Source organism: Rhizobium sp. P1_E1 (assembly GCF_056406015.1).
This window is the reverse complement of sequence record NZ_JBFUAY010000092.1, coordinates 1-22,389: the sequence shown is the minus strand read 5'-3', so window position 1 is coordinate 22,389 and position 22,389 is coordinate 1. Positions and strand designations below refer to the sequence as shown.

The following is a 22,389-nucleotide window of genomic DNA, read 5'->3' as shown; positions in this document are numbered from 1 at the left end:
CCATCAGAACGAGAAAAGCGATTGAAAACAACCCCCTCAACCCGTGTGAATATGAAGGTTTCGCAAATTTTTCGTTTGTCCAAATCCTTTGTTGCAAGTGCTTAGTAACGATGCATAAACTGTCGGCTGCGCAAGCGACAAATTGATTGAATCAGGCATAACATCCTGAAACAAAATTAAAATTGGCGAGACCTGACGATGAACACTGTTTCCAAGCCGATCATCCCCTCCCCCGCCCCTCGCAGTTCAAGGCCGGAAATTCTCGCTGAAGAAATCATCGAACGTCTGACCTACCGCATCGGCAAGGATGCCAAGGTGGCAAAGCCGCATGACTGGCTGACGGCGACGATCCTGGTGGTGCGCGACCGCATCATCGACAGGTGGATGGCGTCCACCCGCGAGGTTTATGCAACCGGCGCCAAGCGCGTCTATTATCTTTCTCTTGAATTCCTGATCGGCCGCCTGATGCGCGACGCCGTTTCGAACCTCGGCCTGATGGAGGAGGTGCGCGATGCGCTCGCCTCGCTCGGCGTCGACGTCAACGTCATTGCCGGCCTGGAGYCGGATGCCGCACTCGGCAACGGCGGCCTCGGCCGTCTGGCTGCCTGTTTCATGGAGAGCATGGCGACTGTCGACGTTCCGGCCTATGGCTATGGCATCCGCTATGTTCACGGCCTCTTCCGCCAGCAGTTGGCCGACGGCTGGCAGGTGGAACTGCCGGAAAACTGGCTCGCCCATGGCAATCCCTGGGAATTCGAGCGCCGCGAAAGCTCCTATGAAATCGGCTTCGGCGGCGCCGTCGAATTCATCACCACCCATGACGACCAGCCGCGCTACGTCTGGAAACCGGCCGAGCGCGTCATCGCCGCCGCCTTCGACACGCCGGCCGTCGGCTGGCGCGGCAAGCGCGTCAACACGCTGCGCCTCTGGTCGGCGCAACCGATCGATCCGATCCTGCTCGATGCCTTCAACGCCGGCGACCACATCGGGGCGCTGCGCGAAAGCAACAAGGCCGAAAGCCTTACCCGGGTTCTCTATCCTGCCGACGCCACCCCGGCCGGCCAGGAACTGCGTCTGCGCCAGGAATTCTTCTTCTCGTCGGCCTCGCTGCAGGACATCCTGCGCCGCCATCTGCAGCAATATGACGATTTCACCTCGCTGCCAGACAAGGTGGCGATCCAGCTGAACGACACCCACCCCGCCGTCTCGGTCGCCGAACTCGTGCGCCTGCTCTGTGACGTACACGGGATGGACTTCGATCAAGCCTGGGAAATCACCCGCAATACCTTCTCCTACACCAACCACACGCTTCTGCCCGAAGCGCTGGAAAGCTGGGCGGTGCCGCTGTTCGAGCGTCTGCTGCCGCGCCACATGCAGATCATCTATGCGATCAATGCCAAGATCCTGATCGATGCCCGCAAGGGCAAGAACTTCTCCGACGGGGAAATCCGCTCGATCTCGCTGATCGATGAAAGCGGCGACCGCCGCGTGCGCATGGGCAACCTCGCTTTCGTCGGCTCGCATTCGATCAACGGCGTCTCGGCCCTGCACACCGACCTGATGAAGGTCACCGTCTTCGCCGACCTGCACAAGCTCTATCCCGACCGCATCAACAACAAGACCAACGGCATCACGCCGCGCCGCTGGCTGCAGCAGTGCAATCCCGGCCTCACCGGCCTGATCCGCGAGGCGATCGGCGACGAATTCCTCGATGATGCCGAGAAGCTGCGTGCGCTCGACGTGCATTCCTCCGATCCGGCTTTCCAGCAGAAGTTCGCAGCGGTAAAGCGCGCCAACAAGGTGGCACTCTCCAACCTCGTCGCCAGCCGCATGGGTGTGAAGCTCGATCCGTCGGCGATGTTCGATATCCAGATCAAGCGTATCCACGAATACAAGCGCCAGCTGCTGAACATCATCGAGGCCGTCGCGCTCTACGACCAGATCCGCTCGCATCCCGAGCTCGACTGGGTGCCGCGCGTAAAACTCTTCGCCGGCAAGGCGGCGCCGAGTTATTACAATGCCAAGCTCATCATCAAGCTGATCAACGACGTTTCCCGCACGATCAACAACGATCCGTCGGTACGCGGCCTGCTGAAAATCGTCTTCGTGCCGAACTACAATGTCTCGCTCGCCGAAGTCATGGTTCCGGCCGCCGACCTCTCGGAGCAGATCTCGACCGCCGGCATGGAAGCGTCCGGCACGGGCAACATGAAGTTCGGCCTGAACGGCGCGCTGACGATCGGCACGCTCGATGGCGCCAATGTCGAGATGCGCGACAATGTCGGCGAGGACAACATCGTCATCTTCGGCCTCAAGGCCGACGAGGTGTCGAAGGTCCGCAGTGATGGCCACAATCCTCGCGCCATCATCGAGGGATCGCGCGAACTCGCCCAGGCGCTTGCCGCTATCGGTTCCGGCGTCTTCTCGCCCGATGACCGCAATCGCTACACGGCGCTGATAGACGGCATCTATTCGCATGACTGGTTCATGGTCGCTGCCGACTTCGACGCCTATGCCCAGGCCCAGCGGGAAGTCGACCAGATCTGGACCAACCAGTCCGCCTGGTACACCAAGACAATCAACAATACGGCGCGGATGGGCTGGTTCTCTTCCGACCGTACCATCAGGCAATATGCAGACGAAATCTGGAGAGCCGGATGAAAACGCCGAAGACCGTCCCTGAAGTAAAGCTTTCCTGGGAAATTTCGGCAGATGAAATCACGGCGATCCTTGCCGGCTCGCATTCCAATCCCTTTGCCGTCCTGGGTGTGCACCAGGCCGGCGACGCCTTCGTCGCCCGGTGCTTTATTCCGGGCGCGGAGGAGGTGACCGCCATGACGCTCGACGGCAGCGTCATCGGCGAGCTGAAACAGCTTCATGCTGACGGCGTCTTTGCCGGCCCGGTTTCCCTCACGAAGCTCCAGCCGGTGCGTTACCGTGCCCGGCGCGGCGATGCCGAATGGGCAGTCACCGATCCCTACAGTTTCGGTCCGGTGCTCGGACCGATGGACGATTATTTCGCCCGCGAGGGCTCGCATCTGCGGCTGTTCGACAAGATGGGCGCCCACCTCATCAAGCATGACGGCGCCCAGGGCATCCATTTCGCCGTCTGGGCGCCGAACGCACAGCGCGTTTCCGTCGTTGGCGATTTCAACAATTGGGACGGCCGTCGCCACGTGATGCGCTTCCGCTCCGATAGCGGCATCTGGGAAATCTTTGCCCCTGACGTACCGATCGGCGTCGCCTACAAGTTCGAGATCCGCGGCCAGGACGGCGTATTGCTGCCGCTGAAGGCCGATCCCTTCGCGCGGCGCAGCGAGCTCCGACCGAAGACCGCCTCCATCGCCGCCGCCGAACTGGTGCAGGATTGGGAAGACGAGGCCCATCTGAAGCACTGGCGCGAGACCGACAAGCGCCGCCAGCCGATCTCGATCTACGAGGTGCATGCCGCCTCCTGGCAACGCCGGCAGGACGGCACGATGCTGTCCTGGGACGAACTCGCCTCCAGCCTCATCCCTTATTGTGCCGACATGGGCTTCACCCATATCGAATTCCTGCCGATCACCGAGTACCCCTACGATCCCTCCTGGGGTTACCAGACGACCGGCCTCTACGCGCCGACCGCGCGTTTCGGCGAGCCGGAAGGTTTCGCCCGTTTCGTCAATGGCTGCCACAAAGTCGGCATCGGTGTCATCCTCGACTGGGTGCCGGCGCACTTCCCGACCGACGAGCACGGTCTCGGCTGGTTCGACGGCACGGCACTCTACGAGCACGAAGACCCGCGCAAGGGCTTCCACCCGGACTGGAGCACGGCGATCTACAATTTCGGCCGCACCGAGGTCGTTTCCTATCTCGTCAACAACGCGCTCTACTGGGCCGAAAAATTCCATCTCGATGGTCTGCGTGTCGATGCCGTCGCCTCGATGCTCTACCTTGATTATTCCCGCAAGCACGGCGAATGGATCCCGAACGAATATGGCGGCAACGAGAACCTCGAAGCGGTCCGTTTTCTGCAGGATCTCAACATCCGCCTCTACGGCAATCATTCCAACGTCATGACCATCGCCGAGGAATCGACCTCCTGGCCGAAGGTCTCGCAGCCCGTCCATGAAGGCGGCCTCGGCTTCGGCTTCAAGTGGAATATGGGCTTCATGCACGATACGCTGAGCTACATGAGCCGCGATCCAATCTACCGCGGGCACCACCACAACGAGCTCACCTTCGGCCTGCTCTACGCCTATTCGGAAAATTTCGTCTTGCCGCTCTCGCATGACGAGGTTGTTCACGGAAAAGGCTCGCTGATCGCCAAAATGCCGGGCGACGACTGGCAGAAATTCGCCAATCTGCGCGCCTACTACGCTTATATGTGGGGCTATCCCGGCAAGAAGCTGCTGTTCATGGGCCAGGAATTCGCCCAGTGGAGCGAGTGGAGCGAGGAGAAGTCGCTCGACTGGAACCTGCTTCAGTATCGCATGCACGAGGGCATGCGGCGTCTGGTGCGCGACCTCAATTTCACCTATCGCAGCAAGCCGGCACTGCATGAGCGTGACTGCGAGGGCGAAGGTTTCGAATGGCTGGTCGCCGATGACCACCAGAATTCCGTCTTTGCCTGGCTGCGCAAGGCGCCGGGCCAGAAGCCGGTCGCCGTCATCACCAATTTCACCCCTGTCTACCGCGAGAACTACTCGATCCGCCTGCCGTCCGCAGGCCGCTGGCGGGAAATCCTGAACACCGATGCCGACATTTACGGCGGCAGCGGCAAGGGCAACGGCGGGCGCGTGCAGGCCGTCGATGCCGGCGGCAACATCACCTGCTCGATTACCTTGCCGCCCTTGGCGACAATCATGCTTGAACCTGAAAATTAGTGACTGGTGGGAGGAGAAAATGGTAGAAAAACGCGTTCAGCCACTTGCCCGTGATGCAATGGCTTATGTCCTGGCGGGCGGTAGGGGAAGCCGTCTCAAGGAACTCACCGACCGGCGCGCCAAGCCGGCCGTCTATTTTGGCGGCAAGGCCCGCATCATCGATTTCGCCCTGTCGAACGCCCTGAATTCCGRCATCCGCCGCATTGGCGTCGCGACGCAATACAAGGCGCACTCGCTGATCCGTCACATGCAGCGCGGCTGGAACTTCTTCCGCCCTGAGCGCAACGAGAGCTTCGATATCCTGCCCGCCAGCCAGCGCGTCTCCGAGACGCAATGGTACGAGGGCACGGCCGACGCCGTCTATCAGAACATCGACATCATCCAGGATTACGGCGTCGAATACATGGTCATTCTTGCGGGCGACCACGTCTACAAGATGGACTACGAATGGATGCTGCAGCAGCACGTCGATTCCGGCGCCGACGTCACCATCGGCTGCCTGGAAGTGCCGCGCATGGAAGCGGTCGGCTTCGGCGTCATGCATGTCAACGACAAGGACGAGATCATCGCCTTCGTCGAGAAACCGGCCGATCCGCCGCCCATTCCCGACAAGCCGGATTTCGCCCTCGCCTCGATGGGCATCTACGTCTTCCACACCAAGTTCCTGCTCGATGCGCTACGCCGCGACGCCGCCGACCCGACCTCGAGCCGCGACTTCGGCAAGGACATTATCCCCTATATCGTCAAGAACGGTAAGGCGGTCGCTCACCGCTTCGCCAAGTCCTGCGTCCGTTCGGATTTCGAGCACGAACCCTACTGGCGCGACGTCGGCACGATCGACGCCTATTGGCAAGCCAATATCGACCTGACGGCGATCGTTCCGGAGCTTGATATCTACGACAAGTCCTGGCCGATCTGGACCTATGCCGAGATCACCCCGCCGGCGAAATTCGTYCATGACGACGAGGATCGCCGCGGCTCGGCCACCTCCTCCGTTGTGTCAGGCGATTGCATCATCTCGGGCGCCATGCTGAACAACAGCCTGCTCTTCACGGGTGTCAGGGCCAACTCCTTCTCCAAGATGGAAGGGGCGGTCATCCTGCCGAACGTGAAGATCGGGCGGCGCGCGCAGCTCAAGAATGTGGTGATCGACCATGGCGTCGTCATTCCGGAAGGTCTGGTCGTCGGCGAGGATCCCGAGCTCGATGCCAAGCGCTTCCGGCGGACGGAAAGCGGCATCTGCCTGATCACCCAACCGATGATCGACAAGCTGGATATCTAACTTATGAAAGTTCTTTCGGTTTCGTCCGAAGTCTTCCCTTTGATCAAGACAGGGGGTCTGGCCGATGTGTCCGGCGCCCTGCCGATTGCTCTGAAAGCCTTCGGGGTCGAGACCAAGACCCTTCTACCCGGCTATCCCGCCGTCATGAAGGTCATTCGCGATCCGGTCGTCAGGCTCGAATTCCCCGACCTGCTCGGTGAGCGGGCGACCGTGCTCGAGGTCCAGCACGAGGGCCTCGATCTGCTCGTCCTCGATGCGCCGGCCTATTACGACAGGCCGGGCGGGCCCTATCTCGATCCGCTCGGCAAGGACTATCCCGATAACTGGCGTCGGTTCGCCGCCCTGTCGCTCGCTGCCTCCGAGATCGCCGCCGGCCTGCTGCCCGGCTGGCGGCCGGATCTCGTCCACACCCACGACTGGCAGGCGGCGCTGACGTCGGTTTATATGCGCTATTATCCGACGCTGGAACTTCCGAGCGTACTGACCATCCACAACATCGCCTTCCAGGGCCAGTTCGGTTCCGAGATCTTTCCCGGCCTGCGCCTGCCTGCCCATGCCTTCGCCACCGAAAGCATCGAATATTACGGTACTGTCGGCTTCCTCAAAGGCGGCCTCAAGACTGCGCATGCGATCACGACGGTCAGCCCGACCTATGCCGATGAGATTCTGACGTCGGAATTCGGCATGGGGCTGGAGGGCGTCATCGCCGGCCGCATCGACGATCTGCATGGCATCGTCAACGGCATCGACACCGATATCTGGAACCCGGCGACCGATCCTGTCGTCCACACCCATTACGGCCCGACGACGCTGAAGAACCGCGAGGAGAACCGTCGCTCGATCGCCGAATTCTTCGGCCTCGACAATGACGACGCCCCGATCTTCTGTGTCATCAGCCGTCTCACCTGGCAGAAGGGCATGGATATCGTCGCCAATGTCGCCGATGAGATCGTCGCCATGGGCGGCAAGCTCGTCGTGCTCGGCTCCGGCGAAGCTGCACTTGAAGGCGCGCTGCTCGCCTCCGCCAGCCGCCATCCCGGCCGCATCGGCGTCTCGATCGGCTATAACGAGCCGATGTCGCACCTGATGCAGGCCGGCTGCGATGCGATCATCATCCCCTCGCGCTTCGAACCCTGCGGCCTGACCCAGCTTTACGGCCTGCGTTACGGCTGCGTGCCGATCGTCGCCCGCACCGGCGGTTTGAATGACACGGTGATCGACGCCAATCACGCCGCACTTGCGGCGAAAGTCGCAACCGGCATACAATTTGCGCCCGTAACCGAAACAGGCATGCTACAGGCAATCCGCCGTGCGATGCATTTTTATCAGGACCGAAAACTCTGGACCCAATTGCAAAAGCAGGGCATGAAATCGGATGTCTCCTGGGAGAAGAGCGCCGAACGCTACGCTGCCCTCTATTCAAGCCTCGTCTCGAAAGGCATGTGAACTAAAATGATCAAGTCCGTCCCCACCACGCCCTATCTGGACCAGAAACCCGGCACGTCGGGCCTGCGCAAGAAGGTTCCGGTCTTCCAGCAGTCGAACTATGCGGAGAACTTCATCCAGTCGATCTTCGATTCGCTGGAAGGCTATCAGGGCAAGTGCCTCGTCATCGGCGGCGACGGACGCTACTACAATCGCGAGGTCATCCAGAAGGCGGTCAAGATGGCCGCGGCCAATGGCTTCGGCAAGGTCATGGTCGGCAAGGGCGGCATCCTGTCGACGCCGGCCGCTTCCCACATCATCCGCAAATACAAGGCTTTCGGCGGCATCATCCTCTCCGCCAGCCACAATCCCGGCGGGCCGACCGAAGACTTCGGCATCAAATACAACATCAACAATGGCGGCCCGGCGCCGGAAAAGATCACCGACGCGATCTATGCGCGCTCCAAGACGATCGACAGCTACAAGATTGCTGATTTCGCAGACGTCAATCTCGACCGCATCGGCAAGGACGAGCTTCCAGGCGGCACGATCCTCTCAGTCATCGACCCGGTCGAGGACTATGCTGCGCTGATGGAAGAGCTGTTCGATTTCGGCGCCATCCGCAATCTGATCAGCCTCGGCTTCCGCATTGCCTTCGACGGGATGAGCGCCGTCACCGGTCCCTATGCCAAGGAAATCTTCGAAAATCGTCTCGGCGCTCCCTCGGGCTCGGTGCGCAACTTCATGCCGCTGCCGGATTTCGGCGGCCATCATCCCGATCCGAACCCGGTTCACTGCAAGGAACYCTTCGATGAGATGATGGGCGATGACGCGCCCGATTTTGGCGCCGCTTCCGACGGCGACGGCGACCGCAACCTCATCATCGGCCGCGGCATCTTTGTCACCCCTTCCGACAGCCTGGCGATCCTTGCCGCCAATGCCAATCTCGCCCCCGGCTATTCGGGCGGCCTTGCCGGCATCGCCCGCTCRATGCCGACATCAGGCGCGGCCGACCGTGTCGCCGAAAAGCGCGGCATCGGCATGTATGAAACGCCGACCGGCTGGAAGTTCTTCGGCAACCTGCTCGACGCCGGCATGGCGACGATCTGTGGTGAGGAAAGCTCCGGCACCGGCTCCAGTCACGTCCGCGAAAAGGATGGCCTCTGGGCCGTGCTGCTATGGCTGAACATTCTTGCCGTGCGTGGCGAGAGCGTCGCCGATATCGTCACCCAGCACTGGCAGACCTACGGCCGCAATTATTATTCACGCCACGACTACGAAGGCCTCGACACCGATGCCGCAAACGGCCTGGTGGACAATCTGCGCAGCCAGCTTTCCACCCTGCCCGGCAAGAGCTTCGGCAACCTGAAGGTCGAGAAGGCCGACGACTTCGCCTACCACGATCCGATCGACAAATCGGTGAGCGAGCATCAAGGTATCCGCGTGCTCTTCGAAGGCGGCTCCCGCGTCGTCTTCCGCCTGTCCGGCACCGGCACGTCTGGCGCAACCTTGCGCGTCTATATCGAGCGCTACGAGCCGGATTCGACTCGCCACAACATCGAAACGCAGGAAGCGCTCGCCGATCTGATCGCGGCCGCCGAAAGCATTGCCAGCATTCAGGAACGCACGGGACGCGACGCGCCAACCGTGATCACCTGATCCGGGGGGAACATGCGGGGAAGCAGTTCGGCGCAAGCCGGCGCGATCGTCTTCGAGACCGGCGTCGAATTTGCCGTGTGGTCGCATCATGCCGCACAGATCGAACTCTGCCTCTTCGAGGATGACGGCAACAGGGAATTCGCGCGCCTGCCGATGGCGCGCGACAGCGACCACATCCATCATCTGTTTGTCGACGGACTGAAGGCGGGCGCGCGCTACGGCTATCGCGCCGACGGTATCTACGCGCCCGACAACGGCCTCTGGTACGATCCTTCCAAACTGCTGATCGATCCCTACGCCAAGGAGATCGATAGGCCGTTCCGCTATGATCCCCGCCTCGGCATCTATGGCGAGGACAGCCAGGATCTGATGCCGAAGGCGATCGTCACCACCGATACCCCAGCCGCGATCAGCAAGCCGCTCTTCAAACCGGGCGGCTTTATCTATGAGGTGGCGGTGCGGCCCTTCACCATTCTCCATCCCGACGTGCCGGAGGCCCAGCGCGGCACGGTCGCAGCGCTTGCCCATCCCTCCGTCGTCGCGCATCTGAAGCGGATCGGGGTCGATGCCGTCGAACTGATGCCGATAACCGCCTGGATCGATGAACGCCACCTGCCGCCGCTCGGCCTTACCAACGGTTGGGGCTACAATCCCGTTGCCTTCATGGCGCTCGATCCGCGGCTCGTCCCCGGCGGCATGACGGAATTGCGCGAGACGGTCGCGGCTCTCCATGCCGAAGGCATCGCCGTCATCCTCGACCTCGTCTTCAACCATACCGGCGAGAGCGACCGCTACGGCGCGACGCTGTCGCTGCGCGGACTCGACAACCTGCACTATTATCGCCACGCCCAGAATTGGCCGGGCGAACTCGTCAATGACACGGGCACCGGCAACACGCTCGCCTGCGATCATCCTAAGGTCCGCCGCCTCGTCATCGACAGTCTGCGCCACTTTGTGCTCAACGCCGGCATCGACGGTTTTCGCTTCGATCTCGCCCCAGTGCTCGGACGCACCGCGACAGGCTTCGAGCGCGACGGCGGAACACTTGCCGCGATCCTGGCCGACGATGTGCTGGCCGACCGGATCATGATCGCCGAACCCTGGGATATCGGCCCGGGCGGTTACCAGCTCGGCAATTTCCCGTTGCCCTTCCTTGAATGGAACGACCGGGTTCGCGACGACCTGCGCTGCTACTGGCGCGGAGACGATTGGAAGACCGGCTCGCTGGCAACCGCCCTCGCCGGCTCCTCCGACATCTTCTCCCGCAACGACGGCAAGGAAACGCGCAGCGTCAATTTCCTCGCCGCCCATGACGGCTTCACGCTGATCGATCTCGTCTCCTATGCCGGAAAGCACAACGACGCCAACGGCGAACACAATCGTGACGGCCATAATGAGAACCACTCCTGGAACAACGGCGTCGAGGGAGAAACCGTCTACCCGACGATCCGCAAGCGTCGCCAGGACGATGTGATGGCGCTGATATCAACGCTCTTTGCCACCCGCGGCAGCATCATGCTGACGGCGGGCGATGAGGGCGGCCGCAGTCAGCACGGCAACAACAACGCCTATTGCCAGGACAACGAGATCACCTGGCTGGACTGGAAGGCGTTGGACGAGGGTCTCATCGCCCATACTGCCTTCGTTGCAGGGTTGCGTCGCCGCTTCACCGTCTTTTCCGAAATGGGCTTCCTGGCGGGAAATGGCGATGTCGAATGGATTTCGCTTTCCGGCGAGCCGATGACCGTTGCCGAATGGAAGACGCCGTCGCTTTCCACCCTCGGAATGTTACTATCGACCGGCGACCGCTCCGCGCGCGGCAGGCAGACCCGGCTTGGCGTGCTTTTCAACCGCTCGGGGAACCGCCAATTTTTCACGCTTCCCTCTACGGGCGAACCGGGCTGGCGCCAGTTGACGTCGGATGGAGCAAAGAAAACTACTGGCCCCGTAACCGTCGAGCCACGCTCCGTCGCCTTTTTCGTAGAAAATTGACCGCCTCCCCTCCCTCACCCAAATCCTTGTCGCAATCGTCACAAATGCACGATAAGGCTTTGCCGCAGCGGCTTGTTTCACGAGGAATTAATGGTCACGGAAATTTCACTCTCCGACGTGCGGGGATTGATCGGCATGGAAACGGGCCTTTCGGATTGGGTCACCGTCGACCAGACGATGATCGACGCCTTCGCGTCGGCGACTGACGACCATCAGTTCATCCACGTCGATCCTGAGCGAGCGGCGGCCGAGAGTCCCTTCGGAGGAACCATCGCCCATGGCTTCCTGACACTGTCTCTGCTGTCGACGATGAACTACAACTGTCTGCCGAAAGTGCGCGAGCAGACCCTCGGCATCAATTACGGCTTCGACCGCGTCCGCTTCATGACGCCGGTGAAAAGCGGCGCCCGCGTCCGCGGCCGCTTCCTGCTCGCCGAAGCCCGCTTCCGCGGCGCCGGCATGCTGATGACCACCTATGACGTCACGATCGAGATCGAAAACGAGAAGAAGCCGGCGCTGACAGCAAAGTGGATCACCATCATCCAATTCGACCCGAAGGACCGTCCCGACGACGTTTGAGCAAAACTGCTTTTGTTACTCGGCCGAATTGAACACGGCTTCGAGCGCGTGTCCGTCGGGATCCATGACGAACGCCGCATAATAGTGCTCACCGTAATGGGGCCGCAGGCCGGGACGGCCATTGTCACTGCCGCCTTGCGCGATTGCCACCGCATAAAACTGATCGACTGCCTGGCGGCTCGGCGCGGCAAACGCCAGATGAAAACCCGGGCCAGGCGCACGCTGGCCGTCCGGACGATGCTTGATCGCCAGTTTGTCCCCGCCGCCGGGAAGGCCGTAGCCGATTGCCTGCCCTGTTTGCCCCGGCCTGATATCGTCCCAGACCCTGATATAACCGAGCGCGGCAAGGGCAGCATCGTAAAATGCCGCCGACCGCTCGATATCGGAAACGCCGAGCGAGGCATGGTGCAGCATTCGTTTACCTCTTAAATGAGCGCACGCCGGCGATTCGCTGAGGCTCAGTGCCTCACGTCTTCAGCCGCCTCGTTCAGCAGCCCGAAGACATAATCCGAAAACGACCGCCAGCATTCCACCCGGAACGTGTCTTCTTCCGTGCGGAAAAGCACAATTTCCGCCTTGCCGAAAACGGTGCGCGATGCAGCCCCGACCGGAAAGGAAGAAAGCGACAGATCCTGCGGGCAGCCGGCCGAAAGCGTCGCCTCAGCACCCGGTCCCGAGACGATGATCGCGAGATTGCGGTGGGAAACGTCGGTCGCCGAATGCAGCGTGCCGACACCCGAAAGTGTTGCCATCAGATCGGCACTGGCCTCGTCGATCACCAGCCACTCGTCCGGCCCAATCCAGAGCGCCGATCGGGCGCCGGCCCGGCCGGATGTCTTCGGGGCATCCGGCAACGTCAGGCCGAGTGCCGAGGAAAGTGCCGAGAGCGATTCCGCCGGCGCGCGTAGCGCCACCCGGCTGGCAGTGGGAGCGGTCGTCAGCCGCACCGTTGCGGAGCCGCCGAGACGTCCGGCAAGCGCCGGTTTGCGAATTGCGACATCAGCCATGGATGCGGCCCCCTTCCTTGTCAAAGAACACCAGATCCGTCACCTCGACGGCGATCGTCCTGTCCGGCATCGGTACATAGAGCGTCTCGCCCATCCGCGCCCGGCCGCCGGCGACGAGCGCAAAGGCGATCGACCTGCCGCAATTTTCCGACCAATAGGCAGATGTGACGTGGCCGAGCATGGTCATCGGCTTCGGCTCGTTCGGGCTTGCGACAATCTGCGCGCCTTCTTCGAGCACCAGCTTCGGGTCCTTGGTGACGAGGCCGACGAGCTGCTTGCGCCCGTCCTTGACGAGATCCGGCCGCTTCAACCCGCGAATACCGACGAAATCCGTCTTTTTCTTCGAAACCGCCCAGGAAAGTCCGGCATCATCGGGAGTTACGGTCCCATCGGTATCCTGCCCGACGATGATGTAGCCTTTCTCGGCGCGAAGAACGTGCATCGTCTCCGTGCCGTAGACGCAGGCGCCGAGCGGTTCGGCATTGGCCCAGACCGCTTCGAGTACCGACTGGYCGTAATCGGCCGGCACATTGATTTCGAAACCGGTTTCGCCGGTGAAGGAGACGCGGAAGAGCCGCGCCGGCACGCCGCAGACCGTGCACTCGGCAACGCTCATATGCGGGAATGCCTCGTTCGAAAGATCGAGCCCTTCCACCAGCGGCGCGACGATCTCGCGCGCCTTCGGCCCCTGCACGGCGATGACAGCCCATTGTTCGGTCACCGAGGTCAGCCATACCTTCAGATGCGGGAATTCCGTCTGCAGGTAATCTTCCATGTGATGGAGAACGCGCGGCGCGCCGCCGGTCGTCGTCGTCACATGGAAACGGTCGTTTGCCAGGCGTCCGACAACGCCGTCGTCATAAACGAAGCCGTCCTCGCGAGTCATGATGCCGTAGCGGGCCTTGCCGGGCTTCAGCGTGTCCCAGGCATTGGTGTAGATGAGGTTGAGGAATTCCGCCGCATCCGGCCCCACCACCTCGATCTTGCCGAGCGTCGAGGCGTCGAAGATACCAGCCGCCTCGCGAGCCGTCCGGCATTCGCGAGCGACCGCCTGGTGCATGCTCTCGCCGGCCTGCGGATAGAACCAGGCACGCTTCCAGTTGCCGACATCCTCGAAGACCGCGCCATGCGCTTCTTCCCAATCGTGCAGCGGCGTCTTGCGTGTCGGGTCGAACAGTTCTCCGCGCGAATGGCCGATCAGCGTACCGTAGGTGACCGGCGTATAGGGCGCGCGGAAAGTGGTGAGTCCGACCTGCGGGATTTCCTTGCCGAGCATTTCGGCGGCAATCGCCAGGCCATGCATGTTGGAGAGCTTGCCCTGGTCCGAGGCCATGCCGTTGGTCGTGAAACGCTTGATATGCTCGATCGAATGCATGCCCTCGCGCACGGCAAGGCGGATATCCTTGGCGCAGACGTCATGCTGGAAATCGATGAAGGCCTTGGCGTTGGTCTTCGGCCCGGCGCCTTCGGCAGCACCGATCATGCCGCCCGTCCAGTCATAGGCTTGCTCGGCCGAAATTGCGATCTTCTCACCGCTGCTTCTGCCGGTGGCCTGCGCCATCAGCTCTCCGGCGGCAAGCGACTCTTCGATCGTCCGCTGCAGGTCGTCGGTGCCGTTGCAGGCGCCGACCGAGAGGCAGTCCTGGGCATAGGAGCCGGGCAGGAATCGCTGACTTTCGGCATCGAAGGCCACTTTGCCGCGCGACTGCGAGAAGAGATGGACCGACGGCGTCCAGCCGGCCGAAACCAGCAGCGCATCGACCGTGATCTTGCGCGGCGAACCGCCGCCGTTGCGCGCCACCGTCATCGAGGAGATGCGCAGCCGCCCGGCCGTGTTGACGACCGATTGGCCGGCCAGAACATCAATACCGAGTGCACGCGCCTCGGCCAGCACCGCCGCTCCCGGCGCCTGCCTGCTATCGACGATGGCGGCGATCGAAACACCAGCCCGCTTCAGATCGAAGGCCGCCTCATAGGCCGAGTCGTGCGCCGTGTAGATGCCGACCTTGGCCCCGACCGCGACGCCGTAATGATTGAGATACATCCGCCCCGCTGAGGCCAGCATGATGCCCGGCCGATCGTTGTTCGGAAACACCATGTGACGCTCGATCGCGCCGGTGGCGAGGATCACGCGCTTTGCCCGGACCTGCCAAAGCCGCTCGCGCGGCAGATCACGGGAAGGCTTGGCGACATGATCGGTGACGCGCTCGGCAAGACCAACGAAATTGTGGTTGTAGTAGCCGAAAGCGGTCGTGCGGACCAGCACTTCGACATTGTCCATCGCCTCCAGCCGCGCCACGGCCTTCTGTGCCCAGCTATTGCCGTCCTGTCCGTCGATCGTCACGCCGGTATCATAACGCAACGCCCCGCCCGCTTCCGCCTGCTCGTCGCAAAGCATCACCCGGGCACCGGTCTCGGCGGCGGCGAGCGCCGCCGAAAGCCCGGCCACGCCGGCGCCGACCACCAGCACGTCGCAATGGGCATAGCGGCTGGCATAATGGTCCGGATCCTCCTCCGTCGGCGCGACGCCGAGGCCGGCGGCACGACGGATGAGCGGTTCGTACACGTGTTTCCAGGCGGCGCGCGGCCACATGAATGTCTTGTAGTAGAAGCCAGCGGCGAAGAACGGCGACATCAGATTGTTGACCGCGCCGACATCGAAGGCAAGCGAGGGCCAGCGGTTCTGCGAGTTGACGATCATGCCGTCAAAAACTTCCTGCACCGTGGCGCGCACGTTCGGCTGCTTGCGCGCCGTATCGCGGGCAACGTCGATCAGCGCGTTCGGCTCTTCGGCCCCTGCAGACAGAATACCGCGGGCCCGGTGATATTTGAACGAACGGCCGACGAGATGCACGCCGTTGGCAATCAGCGCCGAGGCGACGGTATCGCCTTCGAGCGCCGTATAGCTCTTGCCGTCGAAGCTGAAGCGCGCGGTTCTGGCCGGTGTCAGGCGCCCCTTGCCGGCGATACGGTTCACGCCGCTCATTGCGCCTCTCCTTCCACGGCTTCATATGTTTCGACGGGCCCATGCTGCTGGGCCGCCGCGCCGATCTCAGGCTTCGGTTCACCCGCCTTGTAGGTCATGATGAACTTGTCGGTTACTGTATCGCGCGCTGCATTGAAGAAGCGCCCGCAGCCGTGAATGTGCCGCCAGCGTTCGAAGATCAGCCCCTTCGGATTGTCGCGCAGAAAGAAATAGGCTTCGAATTCCTCGTCCGAGATCGAGGCGATGTCGGTGGGCCGCGCGATATGCGCGTCACCTGCGCCACGGAATTCGAGCTCGGAGCGCTCTTCCTGACAGTATGGGCAATAGATCAGCAGCATGTGTTACCCGTCTTAGAGTTCCGATCCGGAAACATTGGTTCCCGGAGGTTGATTGCAGAGACGCTTTCCCATCGTTACGTAGGGAATGAGGCGCTTGAGAAGCTGTTCGAAATTGTCGTAGGGCTCCAGCACATCGGTCATGCCGATATTCGCAAAAGCCATCTTGGCGATATCGTTGTCGATCACGAAGGCACGTCCCGGCGTTCCGCCGACCTCAGGCACGAAATAGACGGCTGGTTTGCGCAGGATCATCGCGCAAAGCAGCGTGCCGCTCTCGGCGACAAAGGGCCACTCGCTTTCGCCGGCAGCCCTGTGGATCTTCTGCAGGCGGAAATCCTCGGCGCCGGGAAAGACGTCACCAGCCGGCATGGCCGCGCCGTCGATCCCGATTGCGAGGAGAGCCGCCGTCCACATCAGTGCGCCACCGCCGCCGCCGCCGCCTCGTCGATCAGCCGGCCGCTGCGGAAACGGTCCAGCGTCAAGCCGGCATTGAACTTGTGCGGCTCGTCGCGGGCAATCAGATGCGCGAAGAGATTGGCCGAGCCCGGCGTCGCCTTGAAGCCGCCGGTGCCCCAGCCGCAATTGACGTAAAGCCCGGGAACCGGCGTCTTCGACTGGATCGCCGAACGATCCGGCGTATTGTCGACGATGCCGCCCCATTGCCGCATCATCTTGACGCGCCGGAACATCGGGAAGAGCTCGCAGATGGCGTCGAGCGTGTGCGTGATGATCTGCAGCCCGCCGGTCTGGGAATAGGAATTATATTGGTCGGTGCCGGCGCCGATGACSAGTTCKCCCTTGTCGGACTGSGAGATRTAGGCRTGCACCGTGTTCGACATSACSACGCAGGGAAAGATTGGCTTCAGTGGTTCGGAAACCAGCGCCTGCAGCGGGCTCGATTGCAGCGGCACGCGCACGCCAGCCATCTGCATGACAGTGGTCGTATGGCCGGCCGCCGACACCGCCACCTTCCTGGCGCCGATGAAGCCACGCGAGGTCTCGACCCCGGTCACCCGTCCGTCCGGACCGCGCCGGATACCGGTCACTTCGCAATTCTGAATGATGTGCACGCCGCGGTCTGAAGCCGCCCGCGCATAACCCCAGGCAACGGCGTCGTGCCGCGCCGTACCGCCCCGCCGCTGCAGTGCCGCCCCGTTGATCGGGTAGCGCGCGCTGGCCGAGATATCGAGCGGCGGACAATAGGCCTTCGCCTGCTCCGGTGTCAGCCATTCATTGTCGATGCCGTAGAGCCGGTTGGCATGGATATGCCGCTTGAAGGATTGCTGGTCGTGAATATTGTGCGAGAGCATCATCACGCCGCGCGGCGAATACATCACATTGTAGTTGAGCTCCTGGGAAAGCCCCTCCCAGAGCTTCATCGAATGCTCGTAGATGTGCATGCTCTCTTCGTAGAGATAGTTCGAGCGGATGATGGTGGTGTTGCGCCCGGTATTGCCGCCGCCGAGCCAGCCCTTCTCGATCACCGCCACATTGGTGATGCCGTGCTCCTTGGCGAGATAGTAGGCAGCACCCAGCCCGTGGCCGCCGGCACCGATGATGACGACGTCGTATTCGGCGCGTGGCTCAGGCGAAGTCCACTGCTTCTCCCAACCCTTGTGGCCACGAAGGGCCTCCCGTGCCACGGCAAAAACCGAATATTTCCGCATCCGCCTTCTTCTCCTTCGGGAAAGGGCTTGTTCTCCGCGCTCATACAAATCGCAAATCCAAATGCGGCACAACGGTTCTTTTGCGACGCGCGAGAGCTTTGGTTTCGACACGCCGAAGAGAATGCCGCTTCAAGCGGAAGACGCAAGCCGCGGCATTTCCGCTAACCGTCGGCCGGCGACCTAACCCAATAGGGTTAGAAGACAAGCAATTGCTAAAATGTTAACAATCGCGTGTTCCGGGGTACGTGTATCATGTGGGGTTGGCGCTCAGTATCAGTCGCGACGCTTTGCATCGCGTTAAGCAGCGCATCGCCGGCACCCGCCGCCGAGCCGGTCGGCCAGGCTGTCGTCATCAAGACGGAAGTGACGGGACAGAGCGGCCCGATCGAGGTCGACACCAGCGTCCATCGCAACGAGCGCATCAAGACATCTCAATCCGGGCTTGGCCAGTTCCTGTTTCGTGACGGCACGAAGCTCGCGGTCGGCTGGGGTTCGTCGGTCGTCATCGACAAATATGTCTTCGATGATTCCCAATCGGTCAAGAAACTCACCATCAGGGCGGCAAAGGGTACATTCCGCTGGGTCAGCGGCAGTTCCAATTCTTCGGCCTACCAGATCCTGACACCGGCCGGCACGATCGGCGTACGCGGCACCGCTTTCGATTTCTACGTCGGCCCGGATGGCACGACCGCCGTCGTGCTGCTGAACGGCGCAGCCCGCTTCTGCGGTCCGGGCGGCTGCCGGCAGTTGCAGCAGCGCTGCGATTGCGTGGTGGCCAAGCCGAACGGCGATATGTCGGCAGCACGCCGGGTCGATCCCAGCATCCTCGAGACGCTCGGAAATCAGCGCGCCCTCCCCTTCCTCTCCGGCAATCAGCGGCTTGCCGGCGGCATCGGCATGCTCGGCGGCTGCAATATGGCCTCCGTCGCGCCGGAAAGAAAAGACAGAAACCGCCCCCCGCCTCCTCGCGATCCGGCGCCGGCACCCAGTCCGCAGAGGCAAGATCCGCCGCAGCGGCAGGCCGAGCCGCAGAAGGAGCGGCCGGCCACGCCTGACAAGCCTGACAAGCCGCATCACGACAAACCGGATAAACCCGACAAGCATGATGGCCGTGGCCGGCATGAACATCACGATCAGCACGATGATCACGACTATCACGATAAAGGGCATCATCGAGATCGTGACCGTGACCGCGATCACGACAAGGATCGCGATCGTGATGGGGACCGGAACCACGATAGGGGCCGGAATTTCAATCGCAACCGCTGATGCCGTCAATCGGCGACGCTCTTCTCGAAGCCATCCGGCACCTCGCGGAAGTGATCGCTTCTGCCGGATATCCGCTGGTAGAATTCTGCCAGCCCGCCGATCACCTGCGCCGCCCTGAGCTTTGCCGTGCCGATAAGCTTGCGCGTGTTTTYCGAATGCGAATGCAGCGCCTGCGTCAGCTGCTCGTGAACGACCGTAAGCGCGGCGAACTCCGCGGAGGCTGCGACGCGCTCGTCGCCGACAACGGCGAGAATCTGCGTTCGGCTACTCTTTCCCTTGAGCGGGATGGCGCCGGCCTCGATCAGCGCCATTCCCTGCACCGATCTCGCCGTGCTGTCTGATATGAGGATATCGAAGCCCACCTCCTTGCAGCACGACTCCAGGCGCGCCGCGACATTGACGGCATCGCCGACCGCCGAATAGTTGAAGCGGGTCTTGGCGCCCATGTTACCGACACAGGCGAGACCGGTATGGATGCCGATGCCGATGCCGACTTGCTGTCCAGGCCCGAAGCCGAAGGCGTCGCCGGCGTTCAGTTCGGCCAGCGTTTCACGCATGGCAAGCGCTGCGCGAACGGCCTTGATTTCATGATCCGCCACATCGACGGGTGCATTCCAGAACGCCATGATCGAATCGCCGATGAACTTGTCGAGCGTGCCTTCATTGGCCACCACATGGCGGCTCAGCGCATCGAGCAAGGTATTCAGGAACGCGACCACGGCAGTCGGCGCCAGCCGCTCGCTGATTTCGGTAAAGCTTCTGACATCGACGAACATGACCGTCAGCTCGCGATCGTCTCCGCCGAGGCGCAACGCGTCGCGGGAATGCTCGATGCGATGGAGCAGCGACGGGGAAAGATAATGCCCGAAGGCGCGCCGCACCTCGCGCCGCTCCCGGTCGATCACCAGGATCCGGAACGAGGTCGAGGCGAAATGGGTGATCGATCCGCTGATGATCGGAGCCAGGGGATCGAGGAGAAGCCCCGCATAAAGAAACGAGAGCCAGGACGCCACCAGCGCCATGGCTGTGATCAGCAGGCCGCAGGCCAGCGCGACGGCCGGACTGACGAAGGTCGTCACCCCGACGAGCAGGCATCCGAGCACGGCGATCATCAGGATTTCCAGCCCGTCCGCCCAGTCGGGCCGCGAGAGAAAGCGGCCCGCAAGGATCTGCTCGACGGCCTGCGCATGCAGCGAAACGCCGGGAACGTTCTCGCCGAGCGCGGTGACGCGGATGTCCTGCAGGCCGGCCGCCGATGTCCCGACGAAGACGATGCTGCCGGCGACGGCGGCGGCGACATCTGGAGAGGCCCCTTCGGCCGCAAGCACCTGCCGGGCGGATATATAACGCTCCGCCCGGTCGGGGGTGACATAGAGCCAAAGCTCACCCGCCGCCGTCAGCGGCACGACGAAATCCCCGATCTTTACCGATGTCATGATGCCGGCGCGATCGGGTGCGCCTGATAGCACGTAGGTCGATGCCCCCTGTGCGACACGCAGCGCTTCGATCGCGAGATTCGGATAGAGCTGCTCGCCGTCGGTCAGGAACAGTGGGACCGCCCGTACCACCGGCGAGGGATTGCCGGGATTGAGGCTGATATGACCGAGCCCCGCCGCATTGGCTTCCAACTGCGGCCGCAACGGCGTCGAAGCACCGAGATAGGGGGGGGCTGAGACGGGGCTTTCGCCGGTGAAGGCGAAACCCGCCTTGACCGGCGGCCGGTAATTGCCCTCGTTGGAAAGTCCGAAGCCGAGCACGACGGGCTTTTCGGCAATTGCACGGGCGAATATCTCGTCGTTATCAGGCAGTTTCTCGGCAAGGGAAGGATCGACCCCGGCGACCTCGCGAACGACATTGCGCGGCGACAGCCGGTCCGGCTCGGCGAAGAGAATATCGAAGGCGATGGCCGAGGCGCCCATTTCCGAAAGCCGGTCCACCAGCAGCGCCATCCGGTCCCGCGGCCATGGCCATTGGCCGAATTCGTGCAGCGAAGTCTCGTCGATGTCGATCACGCGGACCGGCATCGGCTCGAAGGTCCTGGGAACCAGCCGCTGATACTCGTCGAAGGTCACGCCGCGGATCAACTTGAAGATCCCGGGATCACTTGCTCGAAGGATCGTAAGCGCAGTCACGATMGCCAGACCGAGAACGACACCGATTTGCTGCGCGCGCGTCATGATCTCACCGGGTGTCCCCTCCCACGGCCGGCAGGGCGACCCGCACCTGCCGGCGGACAGGCTACGCCGCTTTCCATCCAAATGCCATTCGCACCTGCGTTCCGGGGCACTCTCCTTTCGGTCACCTCCGCCGGGCGGCGGAGAAGCGCCATGAATACGGCTACGCCTCCAGTTTTCACCCGGCTTTTGCCTGGACGACGAGGCTTCGACCTTGCCCGGTGCGCGGCGAAATGTTCTTGTAACGATCGAAAATCGGATGCTTTTTCGAGAGAAGAATGAAGGTCGCCGTGATTTCCGAAACCGCCGCGCGTCGCAGCGGCTATTGGCTGATTGTCGTCGTGCTGGCAATGCTCGCAGGCCTGCCGCTCGCCGTCTGGCTTGATATCAGCGATCTCTCGGGAAATACCCTGCGCCGCCAGGCCCGCGATATGAGCTCGCTGATATCGAGCATCCGCTCCTATTATTCCACGAATGTCGTGGGGCGCGTTCTGGCCGCTCACGCCAACGGCACGACTGAGGGCACGGTCGTCTCTCACAATTATGCGAATATTCCAGGCGCCATCCCGCTGCCGGCCACGCTTTCCCTGGAGCTCGGCGACGTCATCAAGGAGCAGCAGGCCAATATCACCTACCGTTTCGTCTCCGACCTGCCGTTCAAAAGCCGCGCATCCCACGAGCTCGACGACTTCGAAAAGAATGCGCTCGCTGCCTTGCGCGCCAATCCGCAGCAGACGCTGAACGACCTCACCCGTGTCGGATTGACCGATACCTTGCGGCTCATCACCCCTGTCGTCATGGGCCAGGCCTGCGTTGCCTGCCACAATGGCCATCCCGAAAGCCCGAAGACCGATTGGAAGGTGGGCGATGTGCGCGGCATTCAGGAAGTCATCATCCGGCAGCCCTATGCGAGCAACGTCTTCGCCTTCAAATACCTGCTCTGCTATTTCCTTTTCGTCGCCTTCATCGGCATCAGCTTCATTGTGCTCCAGCGGCAGCAGACGCGCACCATCCACAGCGCCAACCGGGATCTGGAAGCGGCGAACGAATTCCTCGCCAGCGTTTCCCTGAAGATCTCGCGCTATCTCTCACCGCAGATCTACAAGAGCATCTTCTCCGGGCAGAAGGACGTGGTCGTCCATACCG

At 62.2% G+C, this 22,389-nt stretch carries 16 protein-coding genes; 9 read left to right on the top strand and 7 right to left on the bottom strand.

Annotated elements, in window-relative coordinates; all coding sequences use genetic code 11:
- Positions 1-198 precede the first annotated feature (198 nt).
- From AC1D1Z_RS24300 to AC1D1Z_RS24270, 7 genes are all read left to right on the top strand, one after another.
- Positions 199-2,661, top strand: coding sequence for a glycogen/starch/alpha-glucan phosphorylase (locus AC1D1Z_RS24300; RefSeq protein WP_477851806.1), 2,463 nt, complete (start codon positions 199-201; stop codon positions 2,659-2,661).
- Positions 2,658-4,865, top strand: coding sequence for a 1,4-alpha-glucan branching protein GlgB (gene glgB, locus AC1D1Z_RS24295; RefSeq protein WP_047622416.1), 2,208 nt, complete (start codon positions 2,658-2,660; stop codon positions 4,863-4,865). The genes AC1D1Z_RS24300 and glgB overlap by 4 nt, the downstream gene beginning before the upstream one ends.
- Positions 4,866-4,884: 19 nt before the next feature.
- Complete coding sequence (glgC, locus tag AC1D1Z_RS24290; protein WP_477851804.1) at positions 4,885-6,147, top strand: glucose-1-phosphate adenylyltransferase; 1,263 nt, start codon at positions 4,885-4,887, stop codon at positions 6,145-6,147.
- A gap of 3 nt (positions 6,148-6,150) precedes the next feature.
- Positions 6,151-7,593, top strand: a complete 1,443-nt coding sequence (glgA, locus tag AC1D1Z_RS24285) for a glycogen synthase GlgA (RefSeq protein ID WP_065278072.1) — start codon at positions 6,151-6,153, stop codon at positions 7,591-7,593.
- A gap of 6 nt (positions 7,594-7,599) precedes the next feature.
- Complete coding sequence (locus AC1D1Z_RS24280) at positions 7,600-9,231, top strand: alpha-D-glucose phosphate-specific phosphoglucomutase (protein WP_477851801.1); 1,632 nt, start codon at positions 7,600-7,602, stop codon at positions 9,229-9,231.
- 12 nt (positions 9,232-9,243) lie between these two features.
- Positions 9,244-11,223 carry a glycogen debranching protein GlgX gene (gene glgX, locus AC1D1Z_RS24275; RefSeq protein ID WP_115157155.1) on the top strand — a complete coding sequence of 660 codons (1,980 nt, stop codon included), beginning with the start codon at positions 9,244-9,246 and terminating at the stop codon, positions 11,221-11,223.
- Between the two features lie 90 nt (positions 11,224-11,313).
- Entirely contained in the window at positions 11,314-11,802 is a 489-nt protein-coding gene (locus AC1D1Z_RS24270; protein ID WP_018446055.1) for a MaoC family dehydratase, read from the top strand.
- Positions 11,803-11,817: 15 nt separating this feature from the next.
- Here the strand turns inward: AC1D1Z_RS24270 and AC1D1Z_RS24265 are convergent, their stop codons facing one another.
- The 6 genes from AC1D1Z_RS24265 to AC1D1Z_RS24240 are packed head-to-tail and all read right to left on the bottom strand — an operon-like array spanning position 11,818 to position 17,800.
- On the bottom strand, positions 11,818-12,216 hold the full coding sequence (locus AC1D1Z_RS24265; protein WP_028733969.1) for a VOC family protein: 399 nt from the start codon (positions 12,214-12,216) through the stop codon (positions 11,818-11,820).
- A gap of 44 nt (positions 12,217-12,260) precedes the next feature.
- A complete protein-coding gene (locus AC1D1Z_RS24260) occupies positions 12,261-12,809 on the bottom strand; it encodes a sarcosine oxidase subunit gamma (RefSeq protein WP_130653059.1) in 549 nt (182 codons plus the stop codon).
- Positions 12,802-15,795, bottom strand: coding sequence for a sarcosine oxidase subunit alpha (locus AC1D1Z_RS24255; RefSeq protein WP_477851798.1), 2,994 nt, complete (start codon positions 15,793-15,795; stop codon positions 12,802-12,804). The genes AC1D1Z_RS24260 and AC1D1Z_RS24255 overlap by 8 nt, the downstream gene beginning before the upstream one ends.
- Positions 15,792-16,133: a sarcosine oxidase subunit delta gene (locus AC1D1Z_RS24250; protein WP_018446052.1), complete on the bottom strand. Its 342-nt coding sequence runs from the start codon at positions 16,131-16,133 to the stop codon at positions 15,792-15,794. Before AC1D1Z_RS24250 ends, AC1D1Z_RS24255 begins: the two co-directional genes overlap by 4 nt.
- A 12-nt stretch (positions 16,134-16,145) precedes the next feature.
- Complete coding sequence (locus tag AC1D1Z_RS24245; RefSeq protein ID WP_018243576.1) at positions 16,146-16,547, bottom strand: hypothetical protein; 402 nt, start codon at positions 16,545-16,547, stop codon at positions 16,146-16,148.
- Positions 16,547-17,800, bottom strand: a complete 1,254-nt coding sequence (locus tag AC1D1Z_RS24240) for a sarcosine oxidase subunit beta family protein (RefSeq protein ID WP_018243577.1) — start codon at positions 17,798-17,800, stop codon at positions 16,547-16,549. The genes AC1D1Z_RS24245 and AC1D1Z_RS24240 overlap by 1 nt, the downstream gene beginning before the upstream one ends.
- Before the next feature lie 252 nt (positions 17,801-18,052).
- Here AC1D1Z_RS24240 and AC1D1Z_RS24235 point away from each other — a divergent pair, with 252 nt between their 5' ends.
- Positions 18,053-19,069: a FecR family protein gene (locus AC1D1Z_RS24235; RefSeq protein ID WP_018446051.1), complete on the top strand. Its 1,017-nt coding sequence runs from the start codon at positions 18,053-18,055 to the stop codon at positions 19,067-19,069.
- A 5-nt stretch (positions 19,070-19,074) separates the two neighbouring features.
- On the opposite strand, the gene AC1D1Z_RS24230 is transcribed toward AC1D1Z_RS24235, so the two are convergent.
- Complete coding sequence (locus AC1D1Z_RS24230) at positions 19,075-21,246, bottom strand: CHASE2 domain-containing protein (protein ID WP_477851794.1); 2,172 nt, start codon at positions 21,244-21,246, stop codon at positions 19,075-19,077.
- Positions 21,247-21,521: 275 nt separating this feature from the next.
- On the opposite strand from AC1D1Z_RS24230, the gene AC1D1Z_RS24225 reads away from it, so the two are divergent.
- The coding region (locus AC1D1Z_RS24225) for a Tll0287-like domain-containing protein (protein ID WP_477851792.1) at positions 21,522-22,389 on the top strand (868 nt) is incomplete at its 3' end.